This window comes from Acetobacterium wieringae, from assembly GCF_023700225.1.
Lineage (GTDB): Bacteria > Bacillota > Clostridia > Eubacteriales > Eubacteriaceae > Acetobacterium > Acetobacterium wieringae.
Genome location: NZ_CP097897.1, coordinates 2,110,724 through 2,127,816 on the forward strand (window position 1 = coordinate 2,110,724; position 17,093 = coordinate 2,127,816).

Here is a 17,093-nt window from a genome sequence, read left to right on the forward strand (position 1 = left end):
AGATATTTTTGATTTCAGAAATCGGTAGTTTGTGATGCAACTCATTTTATTTTTTTAACTTAACGCAGATAAATCACATTTTTGGGTAATAAATAAATGTACCCAATCAGTCTTTTTTTACACGAAACTTTGTATCGGGAGGCGCTAAATTATGTTTAAAAATTTCAAATCACAACTGATTAAAATGGATGCACGATTGTTCAATGGTACTCTCAAGGCATTTTATATAAAACATATCCAGTATAAAGGCAAAGCATATTTTTTAACCAAAGAATTATATTTTCCACCACATACAACTGCGAACAAGAGCGTCCGGATGGGTTCTGCTGGCGAATTATTAGCGGTTGGCGGCGATCTAAGCCCTGAACGAATTATTTTTGCTTTCAAAAATGGTATTTACCCATCATCACTTGTTGATCAGCCAATTTTATGGTGGACTTCAGAGATCCGTTGTGTTTTGTTTCCTGAGCATCTTCATATTTCAAAAGTCATGTGGCGTTTAATTAAGCACAACCATTTTCACCTGACCGTGGACAAAGCGTTTGATGATGTCATCAATGGCTGTACCGAATCCCGAGAAGCGTACACCTGGCTCACCCCTGACCGTAAAAAATCGTGTTGCACTTTACATGATTTAGGTTACAAACACTCCATCGAGGTTTGGCAAGATGGCAATCTGGTGGCCGGATTGTTTGGCTTCTCATGCGGCTCATATTTTTATATCTCTTCAATGTTTACACGTGTTAACCACGCTTCGAAATTTGCCATGATCGCCTTGACCATTCGACTGGAAGAATTGAACTGTACGATGATCGATTGCGGAACCTGGCCAACCGATCATCTCAAAAGCATGGGCGTCGTCACAATCGAGCGTGACGAGTTTCTGAAGCGATTAGACCAAAGCATCAATGTTCCTGCAATTATCAATAACTGGGAAGAGCTTTTTGAAAACTGGGACTTTTGCCAAGCCGTCAAAAATCACTTAGTAAAAAATAACCTCGATCCGATATCTTGAATTCTTTTAATGTCGCAATGATCTAATTGTGGCCTTCAACCAGGTCATATTCTGTTAGCATCGCTTTAATTCGATCCCTGGGATTAAACATCATCACATCAATGATCGATAAGTTTGGCACAAACTGATAATAAAATTGTCGGTATTCTAATGTCTCCCTCGTTTTAATAAATTTAAGTTCAATACCATTTTCTGCAAATTTACGTTTTGAATATAAATCCATTCCACCGATCGAATTTATGTAACGTTTTGCCTTCAATTCTTTGCACACATAAATAACTGAATCCTGATAATCTAGTTCCGGTGATAATAAAAAGGAGGATTCAATTAATATTTCTGTTTCAATGTCCAGAAATACACAAATTTCTTTTATACTATTCGTCAGGAACTCTGCAACGTTATTATTGCTAAAATTCACAATCACTTCAATTAAAGGATAAATCAATTTGAATTCCGGAGCTTTCCGGTATGAATTCACAATTTTATTCAGGAATGCACGCCTTCCCCTTGGGTCAGATTGCATTACAAAGTTCCGTTTATTGATGTCGAGGAAAGAACTGTCTCGATTTAATGGTAATGTGATCAGTAAAGGTTCGCCATTTAATAAAATCCGGTTTCTGTTGATCCAGCCTTTCCTGATAAACTGCACATCATCTGCAATCACAAAATAATCTGAACAATTAATCATTTGAAAATATCCAATATAAGGAAATAAATAAGGTTGCATGATTGAAACATCCATTTTGATTCCTCGCTTTTTTTACTTTGACTCGTTTTTACTTTCCGGGAAATTTGGGAGAATTTGATAAGAATTATCATGCAATTCTGCGCCTGCGTGACTTGCATTCATTTTGCACTCATTAAAAATGTGTTGTTGATAATCACTCATCAAAGGGATCTCCATTGCCAAAACCCGGTTCAGATTTCTCAGCTAAAATAACGAATAGTCATCCAGCATTCTGTTTATCTCTGTTGGTGAATTAAACATCATCACATCAATGATTGAAAGTTTTTCTTCAAATACCGGACGGCGTTGGGGATAGCGCTTTATCTTCACCGAGTGAAAATGTATTTTTATCCCAGACTTTTCGTATTTTTCAGGATTAAAAAATGAAAGCCCTCCAATCGGATTCCAGTATTCCTCCACATTTCCAAATTTTTTGCAGATATTAAGGGCCCACTCATCCGGTTCATTGGCTGGCTCAATTTCCAGGTTCATTTGTGAAAAAATCTCTATATTTTTTTTGATCCCCAGATAATCACAAACACAGTTCATTGTATTATGATTTAAATAAGTAATACTTTCCGTATTAATCGCCAAAGCTCTTTCGACCACCGCCATGGTCTCCTTGTAGAAGGGGGCTTTTTTTTTATAGTGATTCAATTGGCAAAGGATATGATTTCGCCAGTCTTCGTTATTTCTGATTGACACATCTTTTATTTTTGCAAGGTGTGAAGCTTTTACCAGCGGTACGCAAATATATTGGACTCCTTCGCACGGTTTTAAAATTCGGTTTCTTTCAATCCACCCATGCCGAATAAACTGAACCGTATCAAACAAAATAAACCGATCAACCTGCTTTAACAAACTAAAATATCCCAGGTAGGGAAAAAAATAGGGTTGCATTATTCCAATGATCATCTTATTCACGCTTCCTTCGATTGTCCAACATCTCCTTTGCGGTGACCATTAGATATGTCAGACATTCAAATTTAAGTAATTTTGCTATTCCAAAATAAATACAGATTCCGACACCTACCTGTAGTGTCAGGGTTATTAAAGGACTCATATTAAGCCATAAAAAACAATAGATAATCCCACCCATTGCCAAAGATAATAACAGCGATGGCATAACATCCTTCAATTGTTGTACATAACTGTAATCCAATAGCTTCTTATTGGGATAGGCATTGATAAACGATGAGGCGACGCTGCTAAAAAACATCCCGGCAGCAATCGCATAGATACCATATGCGAGTGAGACTCCTAAAATCGTTAAGCTGACAACATTTTTAATAATCTCCAGTTTTAAAAATATATCACTTCGGCCCAAGGCATTGATTGCCTGGAGATTAGCAGTGTGAATTGGTAACAAAGCAAATGCTGCACAGGAAATCTGCAAGAATGGGACGCAGGGTAACCATTTATCAGTCAAGAGAATTGTGACCAGTGGTTCGGCAATCACTGCCAATCCAACCATCATCGGAAAGATAAAAAAGGCACTGGTCACAATCGCTCTTCTGACCATTTCCTTGACTCGCTGTCGATTATCCTGTTTAAGGGCCAGGGCAGGAAACATGACCGATTGGATTGATCCATTTATATTTGAGACAATCAATGATGGAAATTGCTGACCCCGATTAAAATAACCCAGCATCGCCGGATTATAGATTTTTGCGATGAACAAGCTTTGAACATTATTATAAAGCATATTAATAAGTGCGGAAACTAATAATTTCCATCCAAATGAAAAAAGGCCTTTCAAGCTTTCCAGAGAAAATAAAAACCCCGGTCGCCATTTTACTGTAAACCAAAGAATCCCCGCCACCATCAATTGATTCGTAAGTTGCTGGGCTACCAATGCCCAGGCACCAAACCCATTGTAAGCCATCACGATGCCGATAGTTCCTGACCCAACAACAGCTCCTAAACTACTGTAAAACAATTTTTTAAATTCCAAATTTCTGGCAACAACAGCATTTTGAATCGAATTTAAACCACCTAGAAACAAGGTGGTCGACAAGACTCGCAGCAGTGGTATAAGCATTGGATTCTCAAAAAAATCGGCAATCAGCGGCGCCGAAATGAACAGGATTGCATAACATAGCCCCGCAACCACTAAACTTAAAAAAAACACAGATGAAAAATCAGTTTCATTTGCATCCTGCTTCTGAATAAGTGCGGTATTAAACCCATACTGAACAAAGACATTGGCAAACGAGATGAATATTGTAATCAATGCAATTGTCCCATACTCTTCTGGCAATATGAGACGCGCCAATACAATTTGGACAACGAACTGTATTCCCTGCGTTCCCAGTCGCTCCATAAATTTCCAAAACAAAGATGAAATCACCTTAGATTTAATTTGCTTATCGTCCATAATCCTTCTTCCAGGTTAAATTATTTGATGTTTTTTTTCTTCGGTACAAGTTTTCTCGTCGTCTGATCTTTTACAATTTCAATAAACCCCCTGAAATCTTCGGGCATATATTTAATAATAACAAATTTAAAAGCCAAAAGATACATAAAACCCACTGCAAACGTCATGACAATCAGTCTGATCAGCGCATATGGTAAGGTTGCTACGGGAGTGCTAATCAGATAACTGACGCCCCCAATGACAATACTGACAAGAATAATTGGCGTTAAATACCCCAATAACTCTCGCATTTTAAGTTCAACTAAATGTCCAATCAGAAACGTCATGATAAAATAGTTGATAATGATCGCAATTGTTGTTGTCACTGCAACTCCGACGATCCCCCATTCTTTACCAATATATGCCCCCCCAATGACCAGTGTTGCGTATGCAATTTGTACCCATAGTCGTTTATAGACCGCTCCCAACGAACGTACCAGCGCATCACCAATTTTATATGCCATTCTAAAAAATAAGCTGACAATTAATATTTTGAAGGGAAGGATGGTTTCTTCCCATTTCGGGCCCAAGACCACTTGAACTAAGTCTGCACCCATTGTCAGCGACACAATCGTAATTGGAAAAGCCAAAATTGCGATCAGCGCTGTTAAATTCATGACGACATAGCGGATTTTTTCATGTTCATCCTGATACATGGCCAAAAGAGGAAACAAAACCCGTTCCATCACTGTGGCAATCAAGTTTGTGGGTACCAATAACAATTGATAGGCTCGATTGTAGAATCCTAAAGCTGCACTTCCAAGTGTTTGACTCACAACAAAATAATCTCCCTGATTGGCAATATTATTAAATAGCTTCGAGAGTGCATATCCGGTACCAAAATTAATTAGTTCTTTTGCTGATTCTTTTTCAATTATCAACCTAAATTTAATCGGCTTTTTGATAATCGACATGACGGTTTGAAACAGAACACTGATAATTTGAGCAAATACGAGCGACCACGCACCAAAGCCATTCAGAGCAAGTATGATTGCCACAGCCCCATTGATAATCGCCGCCACCGTATTTATAATGCTGACGGTTTTAAAGCGCATTTCTTTTTGAAGTAATGCTTCAGAAACGCCTGAGATACTATGAATTACGAATACGATCGAAAGAACCCGCAACATCGTGATATCATTTGATCCAACCAGGCTGGCAATTGCGGATGCAAAAATAAAGATGGTCAAATAAATAATGAGCCCCAGTATTAAATTTAAGGTATTTCCGGTTGCAATGTAGTCGTCTGACAATTGTTTTTTTTGAACAATGGCACTTCCCACACCCATCATCCAGAATATTTCAGCAAAGCTGATGATGATCTGAATCGTTGCAACTTGGCCAAACTCTTGGGGTAGCAATAATCTGGACAAACTCATCGTGATTAGCAACCGGATCACAACACTGGCCAATCCCATAATTGTCATCCAGTAAACACCTAAAAATGCCTTATCTTTGTTTGATACTTTCATCAGCCCTAACCGCCCTTATCTCAGATTCATCACGTATCAGAATATCCGTCCAAATTTTATTCATTCGTTTTCGAACATTGAAATAGATAGTTCCATATCAATTTCTTTATCGCTTTTAATTCTATATCGTACTGCTGACTGGCATCAACGTTATAAATTACAGCATCTCTAAAACTCAGTGTATGAATAATGTCTGCTTTTCTTTCTAATTCCAGGATACTATGGTCTGGCTTTCTCGTAACTGCTATTTCAGGTGATACAATCAACTTAATGACTAAACCCGGGCTCATTTTAACGCATCGACCAATGTTCTTTTCCTCCATTTGCATTAAACAGTTGATGATCGGGCTATTGATGGTTCCATATGCTTTTCTGATTTTCGGACCATCATTGATTCCCATAAACTGATTTTGCGGAAATCTGTCGAACAGGGAAATTCCGCCGTTCTTAGAAAAGTCATTTGACTTTTTTAACTGCTTTAATGAGTGAACCGAAATGCGATACAAATAAAAGGCATTGAGATGACAATACCCTTTCTTAAGTCCCTTTTTTAAAACGCGATCTGGCGTTTTTTTCAATTGGCTTTTTCCTGTATTAACTGCCTGCTGTTCATTCGATGATCGTGAACGTCCAAACCATCTGACTATTGTTCTAAGACCTTGTTTGTATATGGGGTTATAATGATCACCGCTTCCCAGATAATACCGACGGCAGTCAAGTTTTTTTGAAAACCACTTCTCCAAATCAGTGGTAACGGTGCTTTTGCCTGACCCATCAGAACCAATCACTGCTATTGAAGGACATCTGAACGAAAATCTGTTTTTAGAGGATACTTTTTTTGCACGGTTGTTCATAAAATTCTCCATTGCATCGCACTGATCTGCTTTCCTCCCGCACAAACATAAGTGAACCTGAATTAAGTCGCCGTTAAAATCATCATACCCTATCCACGATTCAAATTTTTTCGAGATTGATCGTTTTTTTAGTTGAATAAATTGGTACTTTATGAACGTTCTTTTATAAATAGTACAATCTTTCTCCAAACCAATGATTATCATTTCAGGTTGTTGATATTTTCTATTGTCATATGTGGTGTTCGGTTGAAGGACTGAATTATCTAGCTTAAGCTGATTTAAATCCTCCAATAGTTGTTTTTTTACATCAATCATTGTCAGTTCCCTTCCCCACACTATCTTAAACGGCTTTGTAAGACGATTTGCCTCATTCTTTTGATCCCTCAACATAAATTCCTAGAGCAATTTAATATAATTTTACAAATCCGATCGACCTCGTCAAGCATCAAATCAGGATACAGCGGCAAAGTTATAACCCGTTCGGCAATATTCTTCGCCACCGGTGTTTCGTTTGAATCAAAACGATTGGCATAGCATTTGTAGTCCGTTGTTAACGGATAGAAGTACTTTCTCGGAATAATTTGATTTCTCTCCAGTTCGTCAAAGACATCATTTCTTAAATTCGCTTTCCCACAAAAAATAACTGGAAAGTAAGCATAATTACTTTTAACCGCTGGTTGCGGTTGCAAAAGTTTTATCCCATTGATTCCTTCCAAGTTTTCACAATAACGATTAAACACAATCTGACGTCTGGCAATTTCTGCATCGATATGGCGGAGATTACAAATTCCCATCGCTGCCTGAAACTCATTCATCTTTGCGTTACCACCGACAAACTCCACTGACTCCGGGCCAGTAATCCCAAAGTTTTTGAGAAAATAGAGTGTTTTTTTCAGTTGCTCATTATTATAGGTTACTGCACCACCTTCGATGGTATTAAAGACCTTTGTCGCATGAAAACTGAAAGTTGACGCGTCACCAAAGTTACCGATGCCGATATTGTTAACCGTTACTCCAAAAGCATGCGCTGCATCATAAATCACCCTCAGTTTGTATTTTTTTGCAATCTTTTCAATCGTTTCCACATCACATACGTTTCCGTACAGGTGAACTGGAACAATTGCACAAGTTTTTTCGGTTATCAAGCTTTCAATTTTTTCTACATCAATAGTATAATCGTCCTCATTGATATCACAAAATACTGGATCCAGACCATTTCTGACAATTGCGTGGGTGGTTGAGGCAAAGGTAAATGGTGTCGTAATCACCTCTCCCTGAAGATCAAAGGCAGCAATCGCACATTCAAGGGCAAGGTGACCATTTGCTAAGAGGGTTACCATTTCCACATTCAAATAATTTCTTAAGCATTTTGCGAATTTCTTGTGCTTTACACCCATGTTGGTTAACCAATGGGTGTCCCATAGCTCTTTTATTTCTGCCATGTACTCTTCAAATTCTGGCATCGATGACCGTGTAACGTTGATTTGGTCTTTCATATCAAGGCTCCTTCGCTCTTCGTTTTCAAACCATCCAGATGATTTTGTACTGCTTGTTTTAAATCCCAATTTTCGAACAATGCACCCCAATCAGCAATCACTTCAGGAGCATCCTTACTTCTATCCAGAATCTCAAGAAACTCATCTCGTGAAATAACAACAGCACCCAAACTTTTCATATGATCCGTTGGCCAAATTCCACAATCCATAATCGTAAAATTCATTTCTGCAAGTCGAACCGATAATCCAATGTATGCTAATTTTGAGGTATGACTCACCCGTGCAAACATCGATTCACCATGAAAATATGTTCCGAATGAAACCCCAAATAATCCCCCTACCAGTTCTTCGCCTTGCCAGACTTCGACTGAATGGGCAAATCCCAAGTTATGCAGTTGATGAAAAGCTTTGACCTGTTCATGCGTTAACCAGGTGTAGTCTTTTCTTGTTTCCGAGCAAGCACTGACGACCTCATAAAAAGCTTGATCAACGGTCAGTTTGTACTTATTCTGGCGAATTAGCGCCCGCATATTTTTGGGAATATGTACATCTTTAGGATACATGACACAATGTCGTTCTGATGTCCACCAAAGAATGGGCTGATTCTTAAATGCAACGGGATAGATGCCATTTTTATAGGCGAGAATAATGCGTTCCGGTTTCCAGTCACCCCCAACAGCCAATAATTCTCCCTCAGGACCCATCCGAATACTTTTGTTTGATGCTGTGTGAGGAGGGAAATATAAATCTTCCGTTAGCTCATAGGCTTTCCCCCGATATTTAATGCGATGTATATAGAAGGCTTTAAGCTTTCCCTTAAAAATCAAGTCATCGAACCTCAACAACCCCGATTTGAATTTTTTTAGTGTCACAATCGCTCCTCCATTTCCATGCTCAGGTATTTGCAACCGGTTAATCCTACCTATTTCGACTCCGTTTACTTCATCAAGCGATACTTTTTACGCAGCTTTTTATAGGTTCTGACTGACTGCGGAAAGTATTGTTTAATCAATATTTTAGTTTTTTCTTTTTTTCCCAGCTTTTTAAATATTGCTTTGAATCGGTCTTCCTTCAATGCTTCAAACCGTTCCTGAGCAATCATAATTTTAAATTGATTGATATTATTTTTGTTCGTGATCGCCTCATCATACTGATAATTTGTGTATTGATTGAGATGTGCCAACATTTTTTCAGTATTATCGACGTGTTTAATTATTTTTTCCAGACTTGACTGTTCTGTATTGGTCCAGGAACCACTCACACCTTTACGGTATGCCGCCATGTATTCATCGATATAATATACTTGTCCTTTTAAGGCAAGATAAATAACTAAGGGATAATCCGTTACCGGTGCCTTTTTATAAAAATCTGGTTTGTTTGGATCTAAGTAGCGAGGATACATCATCGTATTTGTTGCAAATAATCCGCCCCCACCTTCAATGACTTCTTCAATGGTGAATATTTTGTTCCCAACACTCGGTCTCACCGGTTTTATTTTCCTGCCGATCACGTTGACAATGTAAGCGGCATGAACACAAAGCGTACACTCCGGATGACCCTCCATATAATCAACTTGTTTTTGAAGTTTAAGCGGATCAAGCCAATAATCATCACCTTCACACACTGCAATATACTTTCCTGTTGCTCTTTCGGTATTCAGATCGTCAATATCAACGTCTTTTGAATACAGATTCTCCTTTTGATAGATCGGCTTAATTAAATCTGGATATTTTTGTTCATAATCACGAATGATTTCTGCAGTTCTATCCGTAGATGCATCGTCATGGATCAATATTTCATAGTTAAAGCTGGTTTTTTGCATAATAAAACTATTTAATGCTTCAGCGATATAATTCTCGTGATTATAGGTGATACAATTCACACTGACCATTGTTTTATTCTTCATAATAAGCTCCCTTTTAAGCGATTCAGCTGTATTTCTATCACTTATCCTGAACAATCTGGATCTGTTATAAATCTAGTGATCTTTAATTCTCATTATATAATTTACGATCACCTGCACAGTTTCATCAATACACGCTTTGGTATTTACATCAAGGCTCTCCAGCTCCAGTTCTTTGATAATTTTTCTGATTTTATTAAAATTATTTTGCTGAATCGTTAGTGTATGGATGGCATCCGCCTCGTTTAACTTCTGTATCCGTGACATATTCCCTTTTCGTTTAACAAGACGCTCAAACGAAATATTAATATCAAGATCAACATTGACAATGTATATTCCCACATTCTTTTTTTTGCAAAACAGATTAGTTTTTTAACATATTTATCAGCAATCAATTCTGACTCGTAAAGCATCGAAATAATTTGTTGAACAATTCCCTGATCAACCAAAATAACTTCATCACCACAATCCTGGCCTTTTTTTTGATAAAAATCAAAAAGAACCACTAAAGAAATCACCCTTAACCAGTTTTCATGGTTAAGTTTCTTGTTTGTAATCAAATACATCGTTGCCAGATAGCCTATTTTAACACTGCCTGGCTTTATCCTAAAAAGGTATAACAACAGATGTTTTGAGTTTTTTCTGGTTGGTTTCTTAATAACCTGATGATAGGATTCAATCAGATAATTCTTGCTTTTCATATCCGTAATCACTCGATTTGACAACGTCGTTTTCCCCGAACCTGGAATCCCGTTAAATTCCAGAAATATTGTTTTATTTTTCATCTGAAACTTCCTTTCGAGGCGTTTTCAAATCATCTATGCGGTCATCGTCAGCCATGATCAATGCGCAGATTATTAAATAAAAGATGAAATTTTCTCTGAAAAATAAATTTATCCCAAATCCCCGAAAAATTAATGCCACCAACGGTAAAAGACAGAGCATTCGGCCTTTGACTTTCATCGAAAAAGGCTTAAAAATTGAGTTTAAGACATTGAAATATAAAATTGTTCCGATGATCCCTAAATGGACTAAGAGTTCAAGAAAGTAATTATGTGCCTGCCTTAAATGATAAGCCTCCACCGAGTAACCGACGCCAACAAGGAAAATCCGCCAATCACTGAGATACAGGCTTAAATAATCCGACCAGATGTCTGAACGACCCGTAGTAAGATCCGATAGACTCTGATCAAGAAAACTACCAACGCCCAATCGTTGAAAATAAATATTCATATAAGGTAAACTGCTAATTTCTGAAATAATTAATAATGTCAATGCAATAAAAAAGATGCCTCTTAAAACAACATTGACGTCAAAGGATAATTTGGTCAACTGAACGATCTTAAAAGCTAAATAGAGTATAAATATCACACCCACCGCCAACATAAAAGATAAACTCAACGATAATATCCCAAATCCGAGTAAAATTATCACTAGAACATAATCGTACCAACGATGTTTTTTCATGCCAATCATGTATAACAGCGCCGCAATCGCAATTGTTATGTCCATGGTATAGAAGTTGGGATTTGTCTGGATTCCAGAAAATCTTCCAAATACATCGCCATCTTCGAGTTTAATCCGGGTTTCTTGCATAAAACCGCTTAGGCCAGGAATTAAATCGCTAAAAGACCCTAAGATTGACGCTATGATGATACCCGCAATAAAATACATAAGTAATTTTCGCACCTCGATATCATCCTTATTGTTCATTACTAAAAAAGCCAATACGAAATAAATAACCAGCTCCACCAGTTTTATTAAACTTGAATCCATTGTATTAAGTAAGGAAAAAATAATAAGTGCAAGAATTGATAGGATTTGATAGAGTGAAATCTTCGTTTTCGGATTTAAAAAAATCATTCTGAGGATGTACACTGCAATAAGGACATTAAAAAAAGTATTTCCCCCTGGTGCAAACTTCATGATGGGAGAAAATGGCAACATAAAATACAGACCATAAATTCCTTCTGCTCCACTAAGAAAGATATAGCTACTGGCAATCATAATTCCAATAATCAAAAATACAGTGTTTGAAAGACCAAGAATAATAAGTAGCAGCGCCAAACCTAATATCGCAATGGAATTAGTTGATTTCCTGGTTATCATTTTGAACCTCTTTTTCGTCATTAATCGAATTGTTAATAAACCGCACTATTTTTTTAGCCCGAATATCGATATGGTATTCTTGTGACTGCTCCAAGGCGTTTGCCGCCATTTTCTTACACCAAATATCATCGTTTTTTAAAGATCTAATTGCTTTGGCAATAGCGGTGACATCCATACTATCCACCCGGATGGCCCAGCGATCGGTTAGTATATCATCATTAAAACTGAGATCCGAAGAGATAATCGGTAATCCACAGGCCATCGCTTCAAGAATCGCATTGCTACATCCTTCTGCCAAAGTTGGCAAAACAAACACATCGGAACAGTTTAAATATTCACAGATCTGATTATGCGGGAGTTTTCCGAGAAACACAATTTCTTCACCGGTTGGTCTGAGATTGCCTGAACCAATAAAAATGACTTTCGTCTGCTCCACTTGTTTCACTGCCTCCGCCAAACGCAAAACACCTTTTCGTTGATCGAATGACCCCATGAATGAAACAATAAAATCATCCTGACCAAATCCCAGTTTGCTTCTGATTTCACGTTTGTCCATTTTGTAGAATTTTTTCGGATCAACGGCGTTTGGAATCACAATCATCTTGTTGCGTGGTGCAAGCTTAAGCTCAATACTTTCATCCAAATTTTTGGTTGAAACGCAGATCACACCGCTTATATCAGCCAGAGCTTTTTGAATCGTTTTGCGGGGAAAAAGGCTTTCCACCCAAATCTTACTTTCACCGGTTGCCACGAAAAAGGGAATTTTATACATTTTACTGATTAAACCAGCGGTTACCCCAGAATGCCAAAAATGAGCATAGATAATGTCCGGCCGCTGTCTTATTTTTCTAAAAACACGAATCACTGCTTTTTGTGACACGTGTGCCGAAAGGTTTGTTCCAAAAATCTTAAGATTTGAGAACGATAAAACCCTGGGCTGATAAACATCCACCCACACCTCTTCATTCACAAAATCCTGCCAGAATTGAGGCCGGGCTGATTTATTTTTTAACAGCTTCTTTGTGACACTTTGAGGCGCAATGACTGAACATGGGTATCCCAGCTCGGCAATTGAGCAGACCAGCTCCCTGACAAAGGTATAAACCGGATCACTCTGTGTCGGATAGTTCGGTACAACAAAGCAGATGTGTTTTTTTTGCATGATGGCCTCCCCACTTCTTCGCTCTTACTTATGCCCGATCGCCTCATATATATTTTTGTATTCCTCGCAAATATCAGTCCAGCAAAATTTTAGGGCATTGGTTACTGCATTTTGTGACAAATCATTGTAGTGATTTTTGATTTTGACTATCTTATTTGCAATATCTTCTACATCAAAACAATTTACCGCAAACCCAACTTCCCCATCGGGAAATTGACCATCAAAGCCCTGCCCTTCTGTGTAAATTACTGGTAATCCCTGACTCATTGCCTCAGGGTAAACCAGACCAAAGGTCTCAGTGATCGACGGCATCACAAAAATGTCACTGTTTCGGTAAATCTCAATCAACTTTTCTTTTGAGCAGTGTGGAAGATATCGGATAAAGGCTTCTTTTTTTATTTGCTCAAAAATTGACGTATCATTGACTGTGCCAACAACCGTAAAGGTCACCTCATATCCCTGGCGGATCAAATGCTTGATTGCCTTGATGGTTGCGGGAATATTCTTTCTTTTGTTGATCATTCCCACAAATAAAAGATTTAGCGTGTTATTGTCTCGACTTAGTTTAGGAGTCCCCAAATGATCCAGCCAGAATTGATCAATGCCATTGGGAATAACTGCACATTTGGCGAGAATCTCATCTTGCAGGTGTTCTGGCAGATATTTTTTTATTACCGCATCGCGATAGGTTGTTGACAGAAAGATTACCTGTGAGGCCTCTTTTAAAATACTAATCCCAAGTTTTCTAAGCCAGACCATCCGTTTAAAAAAGACATTGGCATCGGTGTCCCGCACTGCAACGATATAGGGAACACCAAAGTCCTTTTTTATTCGCATCGCAATGTATCCGTTGGAAAATAATGAATGGGCATGAACGACTGTATAATCCTCAAGACGGTATGTTCTTTTTATATCCCGATAAATTTTTGTGTGTTTCAGATGAAATAAATAACGATCATACTTATTATGGTTAATGCTGATCGTTGCATAGTTTCCCAGATCACGACTAACCGAACTTGGCGTCGGAACATAAACATCGATGGCTATTCCTATTTGTATCTGTTGATCATACAAATGTTTATAAAAAGTTCCTTGAGCGTAATAGGAATTCACATGTAAAACATTCATCATAGCGATCCTCTAAACATCGATAATCACATTGCATATTTCATCGATTTCTTTCTCTGTCAAATAAGGATGCATTGGCAGCGATAATACTGTCTCGCATAACTTATTCGTAACCATATAATCAGCATCATCAAATTTCTGATCGTTAAAAGCTTCCTGTCGGTGCATTGGTTTTGAATAATAGATCATACTCGGTATCTTATGCTCACTTAATCTGGTTTTTAGTGCATCTCGTTCCGATTTGTTCTTAAGTTTAATGGTGTATTGTGCAAAACTGGAATAATACCCTGCCGGTATCACCGGAATCTCAACAGCTCCAGCCAATTTTTGGTTATACAGACAATCGATTTTATTGACATCCTCAAGTTCATGCTCAATAAATGCGGTCAGTTTGACATTTAAAATCGCTGCCTGGATTGTGTCCAACCGGGAATTAAGACCAATCCTTACGTTATCATATTTATTTTTTCCTTTACCATGAACTTTTAATGAATTGAGCAGACTGGCTAAGTGATCATCATTTGTAAAAATCGCACCACCATCACCATAACAACCGAGTGGCTTGGCCGGGAAAAATGATGTTGTGGCAGCATGACCAAAACTACCGGCCTTCTGACCGTTAATACTACCGCCAAATCCCTGGGCGGCATCTTCCAAAACTAGCAGATGGTATTTATCGGCAATCCGACCGATTTCATGATAGTCTGCCGGCAGACCAAATAGGTCCACCGGAATAACTGCTTTTGGTTTGAGCTCACCTTTTTTTATAACCTGTTGAATAGCGTTTTCTAATTTTTCCGTGTCGATATTAAAGGTATGAGGATCGACATCAACAAATATTGGTGTTGCACCGCTTAAAGACACGACTTCACCCGTTGAAAAGAACGTAAAGTCCGGTACAAAAACGGCATCATCGGCTTTAATTCCCCAGGCCATCAACACCAGTGTCATGGCTTCAGTACTATTAGCACAGGAAATAGAGTGTTTGACACCAACATATTTTGCCAGTCGTTCTTCTAGAATTTGAATTTCTGATCCGTTGATAAAGTCAGCCTTTAACAGAACTTTTTGAATAGCACCATCAATTTCATCTTTATATTTTTGATACTGAGTTTTTAAATCTCTGAACTCCATCAAAATCACTCTCCATTTTCATGATTTGTTTACTTTTCAATTAATTGATCATTCTCCAGGTGATATGCTCTGCCACAAACTTCACAGGAAAGGCCTTCTTTTAATGGTGTTCCACATTCGCAAACCCAGCCGATTTGTTTTGCCGGTACCCCGGCCATCAGTGCATAGTCATTGACGTCTTTGGTTACCACGGCCCCAGAAGCAATCATTGCCCAGCGGCCGATGGTGTTACCACAAACGATGGTCGCATTAGCCCCGATTGATGCCCCGTATCGCACCAGGGTCTTTTTGAAGGCACCCGAGCCTTTGGGGTATTTGCTTCGTGGGGTCAAGTCGTTGGTAAACACCATTGACGGCCCACAAAAAGCATAATCTTCCAGCTCGACCCCTTCATATACCGAAACATTGTTTTGGATTTTTACTCCCCTCCCGATTTTTACACGACTGCCAATATTGACGTTTTGACCCAGTGAACAGTTTTCGCCAATTTCAGCCCCCTCTTGTACATGACAAAAATACCAGACCTTTGTTCCCGCTCCAATTTTTACGTCTTTATCGATATAACTGCTTTCATGGATGAAATAGCTCATTTTTCAAATCTCCCTTTAAAATCTGTGGTGCTGCATTTTTCCAATGGCAATCGGATCCGTTGTCCTTCTGCGGCTGATTTGTATATTGCCAGAATAAGTTCTACTGCTCTGCGACCGTCTTCAGCTGTGATGGATGGTTCCCGATCATTTTTTATCGCATCAATAACATCGGCATAATAGGGGGTATGTCCGTAACCAGCGTCATTGGGCGGATTTTTACTGAATCGTTCTTTAATTTCCACGGAGTCATCCAAGCCATCCGAAAATTGCCATTCTTCAATAATGTTAACCGACTGACCAGTCGCTTTGACTGTACCCTTTTCACCAAAAAGGTAGAGTGTTTCTTCCAGATTTTTGGGGTAAATGGTTGTCGTTCCTTCGACAATGCCATAACTACCATTAGCAAAGCGAATCAGTGCGATCCCAAAATCTTCCGCTTCAATATAGGGGTGATTAAGATTGTCTGTCATCCCCACCACTTCAATAATATCATCGCCCAACATCCATCTCAGCAGATCGATGTTGTGAATGCATTGATTCATCAGGGCGCCGCCATCGTGTTCCCAGGTTCCCCGCCATTTCGAACCTACATAGTATTCACACCCTCGATTCCAGCGGATATGGGCGGTTCCATAAAATAGTTTCCCAAAACGTTTTAGGTCCAGGGCTTTTCTAATTTCAATGACCGACTGATTAAAACGATTCTGATGACAGGCACTAACTTTGACGTTTTTTTCTTTGGATCGCCGAATAATTTCATCTGCTTCTTCAAGCGATAGGGCAATTGGTTTTTCGATGATTAAATTGCAACCGGCCTCAATAAAATCCAGTGCGATCGACCCATGCTTCCCATTTTCTGTACAGATTGCTGCCAGATCCAGCTCTTCATGCTGAATTAACGCTTGATGGTCAGTATATTGGTGGATTGTTTCCGGTAAGTCAAACTTTTCGATCAGTGTGTTCATGCTCTCCGGATAAACATCACACAGTGCAACAATGTCAAGATCATTGGCCCGGGCGGCAGCAATATGATTGGCCGAAATTTTTCCGCATCCGATTAATGCATATTTAAGACCCAAGGTGACAC

Annotated in this window: 18 protein-coding genes; 1 reads left to right on the forward strand and 17 read right to left on the reverse strand. The window is 38.6% G+C overall.

Annotated features, from left to right (window positions below; genetic code table 11):
* Window positions 1–151 precede the first annotated feature (151 nt).
* A complete protein-coding gene (gene aat, locus CHL1_RS10240; RefSeq protein WP_228883479.1) occupies window positions 152–1,015 on the forward strand; it encodes a leucyl/phenylalanyl-tRNA--protein transferase in 864 nt (287 codons plus the stop codon).
* A gap of 22 nt (window positions 1,016–1,037) precedes the next feature.
* Here aat (CHL1_RS10240) and CHL1_RS10245 read toward each other — a convergent pair whose 3' ends face one another.
* The 17 genes from CHL1_RS10245 to CHL1_RS10320 all read right to left on the reverse strand — a co-directional run bounded on the left by CHL1_RS10245 (window position 1,038) and on the right by CHL1_RS10320 (window position 17,085).
* Entirely contained in the window at window positions 1,038–1,757 is a 720-nt protein-coding gene (locus CHL1_RS10245; RefSeq protein ID WP_250932723.1) for a WbqC family protein, read from the reverse strand.
* A gap of 18 nt (window positions 1,758–1,775) precedes the next feature.
* Window positions 1,776–1,904 (reverse strand): hypothetical protein, encoded by a 129-nt coding sequence (locus CHL1_RS18355; protein WP_276520377.1) that lies wholly within the window; start codon window positions 1,902–1,904, stop codon window positions 1,776–1,778.
* 42 nt (window positions 1,905–1,946) lie between these two features.
* A complete protein-coding gene (locus CHL1_RS10250; protein WP_250932725.1) occupies window positions 1,947–2,657 on the reverse strand; it encodes a WbqC family protein in 711 nt (236 codons plus the stop codon).
* A 1-nt stretch (window position 2,658) separates the two neighbouring features.
* The gene (locus CHL1_RS10255; protein WP_250932727.1) at window positions 2,659–4,119 is read right to left on the reverse strand and encodes a lipopolysaccharide biosynthesis protein; all 1,461 of its coding nucleotides are present in this window, start codon (window positions 4,117–4,119) and stop codon (window positions 2,659–2,661) included.
* 20 nt (window positions 4,120–4,139) lie between these two features.
* Complete coding sequence (locus CHL1_RS10260; RefSeq protein ID WP_250932729.1) at window positions 4,140–5,630, reverse strand: lipopolysaccharide biosynthesis protein; 1,491 nt, start codon at window positions 5,628–5,630, stop codon at window positions 4,140–4,142.
* Between the two features lie 56 nt (window positions 5,631–5,686).
* A complete protein-coding gene (locus CHL1_RS10265; RefSeq protein WP_250932731.1) occupies window positions 5,687–6,799 on the reverse strand; it encodes a hypothetical protein in 1,113 nt (370 codons plus the stop codon).
* Between the two features lie 68 nt (window positions 6,800–6,867).
* Window positions 6,868–7,980, reverse strand: coding sequence for a DegT/DnrJ/EryC1/StrS family aminotransferase (locus tag CHL1_RS10270; RefSeq protein WP_250932733.1), 1,113 nt, complete (start codon window positions 7,978–7,980; stop codon window positions 6,868–6,870).
* A complete protein-coding gene (aat, locus tag CHL1_RS10275) occupies window positions 7,977–8,852 on the reverse strand; it encodes a leucyl/phenylalanyl-tRNA--protein transferase (protein ID WP_228883473.1) in 876 nt (291 codons plus the stop codon). The genes CHL1_RS10270 and aat (CHL1_RS10275) overlap by 4 nt, the downstream gene beginning before the upstream one ends.
* Before the next feature lie 65 nt (window positions 8,853–8,917).
* On the reverse strand, window positions 8,918–9,886 hold the full coding sequence (locus CHL1_RS10280) for a glycosyltransferase family 2 protein (protein WP_250932735.1): 969 nt from the start codon (window positions 9,884–9,886) through the stop codon (window positions 8,918–8,920).
* A 72-nt stretch (window positions 9,887–9,958) separates the two neighbouring features.
* The gene (locus CHL1_RS10285) at window positions 9,959–10,150 is read right to left on the reverse strand and encodes a hypothetical protein (protein WP_250932737.1); all 192 of its coding nucleotides are present in this window, start codon (window positions 10,148–10,150) and stop codon (window positions 9,959–9,961) included.
* A complete protein-coding gene (locus CHL1_RS10290) occupies window positions 10,129–10,668 on the reverse strand; it encodes a hypothetical protein (protein ID WP_250932738.1) in 540 nt (179 codons plus the stop codon). Before CHL1_RS10290 ends, CHL1_RS10285 begins: the two co-directional genes overlap by 22 nt.
* Complete coding sequence (locus CHL1_RS10295) at window positions 10,658–11,992, reverse strand: O-antigen ligase family protein (RefSeq protein ID WP_228883468.1); 1,335 nt, start codon at window positions 11,990–11,992, stop codon at window positions 10,658–10,660. Before CHL1_RS10295 ends, CHL1_RS10290 begins: the two co-directional genes overlap by 11 nt.
* Entirely contained in the window at window positions 11,970–13,154 is a 1,185-nt protein-coding gene (locus tag CHL1_RS10300) for a glycosyltransferase family 4 protein (RefSeq protein WP_250932740.1), read from the reverse strand. The genes CHL1_RS10295 and CHL1_RS10300 overlap by 23 nt, the downstream gene beginning before the upstream one ends.
* Before the next feature lie 24 nt (window positions 13,155–13,178).
* Window positions 13,179–14,285 carry a glycosyltransferase family 4 protein gene (locus CHL1_RS10305; RefSeq protein WP_250932743.1) on the reverse strand — a complete coding sequence of 369 codons (1,107 nt, stop codon included), beginning with the start codon at window positions 14,283–14,285 and terminating at the stop codon, window positions 13,179–13,181.
* A 9-nt stretch (window positions 14,286–14,294) separates the two neighbouring features.
* Window positions 14,295–15,416 (reverse strand): DegT/DnrJ/EryC1/StrS family aminotransferase, encoded by a 1,122-nt coding sequence (locus tag CHL1_RS10310; RefSeq protein ID WP_250932745.1) that lies wholly within the window; start codon window positions 15,414–15,416, stop codon window positions 14,295–14,297.
* A gap of 29 nt (window positions 15,417–15,445) precedes the next feature.
* Window positions 15,446–16,006 (reverse strand): N-acetyltransferase, encoded by a 561-nt coding sequence (locus CHL1_RS10315; RefSeq protein WP_250932747.1) that lies wholly within the window; start codon window positions 16,004–16,006, stop codon window positions 15,446–15,448.
* Window positions 16,003–17,085 (reverse strand): Gfo/Idh/MocA family protein, encoded by a 1,083-nt coding sequence (locus CHL1_RS10320; protein ID WP_250932749.1) that lies wholly within the window; start codon window positions 17,083–17,085, stop codon window positions 16,003–16,005. The genes CHL1_RS10315 and CHL1_RS10320 overlap by 4 nt, the downstream gene beginning before the upstream one ends.
* Window positions 17,086–17,093 lie beyond the last annotated feature (8 nt).

What these genes read in the sequence shown, in the direction of transcription:
- aat (WP_228883479.1), top strand. Translation starts at nt 152, where the DNA reads ATGTTTAAAAATTTCAAATCACAACTGATTAAAATGGATGCACGATTG.
- CHL1_RS10245 (WP_250932723.1), bottom strand. Translation starts at nt 1,757, where the DNA reads ATGGATGTTTCAATCATGCAACCTTATTTATTTCCTTATATTGGATAT.
- CHL1_RS18355 (WP_276520377.1), bottom strand. Translation starts at nt 1,904, where the DNA reads ATGAGTGATTATCAACAACACATTTTTAATGAGTGCAAAATGAATGCA.
- CHL1_RS10250 (WP_250932725.1), bottom strand. Translation starts at nt 2,657, where the DNA reads ATGATCATTGGAATAATGCAACCCTATTTTTTTCCCTACCTGGGATAT.
- CHL1_RS10255 (WP_250932727.1), bottom strand. Translation starts at nt 4,119, where the DNA reads ATGGACGATAAGCAAATTAAATCTAAGGTGATTTCATCTTTGTTTTGG.
- CHL1_RS10260 (WP_250932729.1), bottom strand. Translation starts at nt 5,630, where the DNA reads ATGAAAGTATCAAACAAAGATAAGGCATTTTTAGGTGTTTACTGGATG.
- CHL1_RS10265 (WP_250932731.1), bottom strand. Translation starts at nt 6,799, where the DNA reads ATGATTGATGTAAAAAAACAACTATTGGAGGATTTAAATCAGCTTAAG.
- CHL1_RS10270 (WP_250932733.1), bottom strand. Translation starts at nt 7,980, where the DNA reads ATGAAAGACCAAATCAACGTTACACGGTCATCGATGCCAGAATTTGAA.
- CHL1_RS10280 (WP_250932735.1), bottom strand. Translation starts at nt 9,886, where the DNA reads ATGAAGAATAAAACAATGGTCAGTGTGAATTGTATCACCTATAATCAC.
- CHL1_RS10285 (WP_250932737.1), bottom strand. Translation starts at nt 10,150, where the DNA reads ATGTCACGGATACAGAAGTTAAACGAGGCGGATGCCATCCATACACTA.
- CHL1_RS10290 (WP_250932738.1), bottom strand. Translation starts at nt 10,668, where the DNA reads ATGAAAAATAAAACAATATTTCTGGAATTTAACGGGATTCCAGGTTCG.
- CHL1_RS10295 (WP_228883468.1), bottom strand. Translation starts at nt 11,992, where the DNA reads ATGATAACCAGGAAATCAACTAATTCCATTGCGATATTAGGTTTGGCG.
- CHL1_RS10300 (WP_250932740.1), bottom strand. Translation starts at nt 13,154, where the DNA reads ATGCAAAAAAAACACATCTGCTTTGTTGTACCGAACTATCCGACACAG.
- CHL1_RS10305 (WP_250932743.1), bottom strand. Translation starts at nt 14,285, where the DNA reads ATGATGAATGTTTTACATGTGAATTCCTATTACGCTCAAGGAACTTTT.
- CHL1_RS10310 (WP_250932745.1), bottom strand. Translation starts at nt 15,416, where the DNA reads ATGGAGTTCAGAGATTTAAAAACTCAGTATCAAAAATATAAAGATGAA.
- CHL1_RS10315 (WP_250932747.1), bottom strand. Translation starts at nt 16,006, where the DNA reads ATGAGCTATTTCATCCATGAAAGCAGTTATATCGATAAAGACGTAAAA.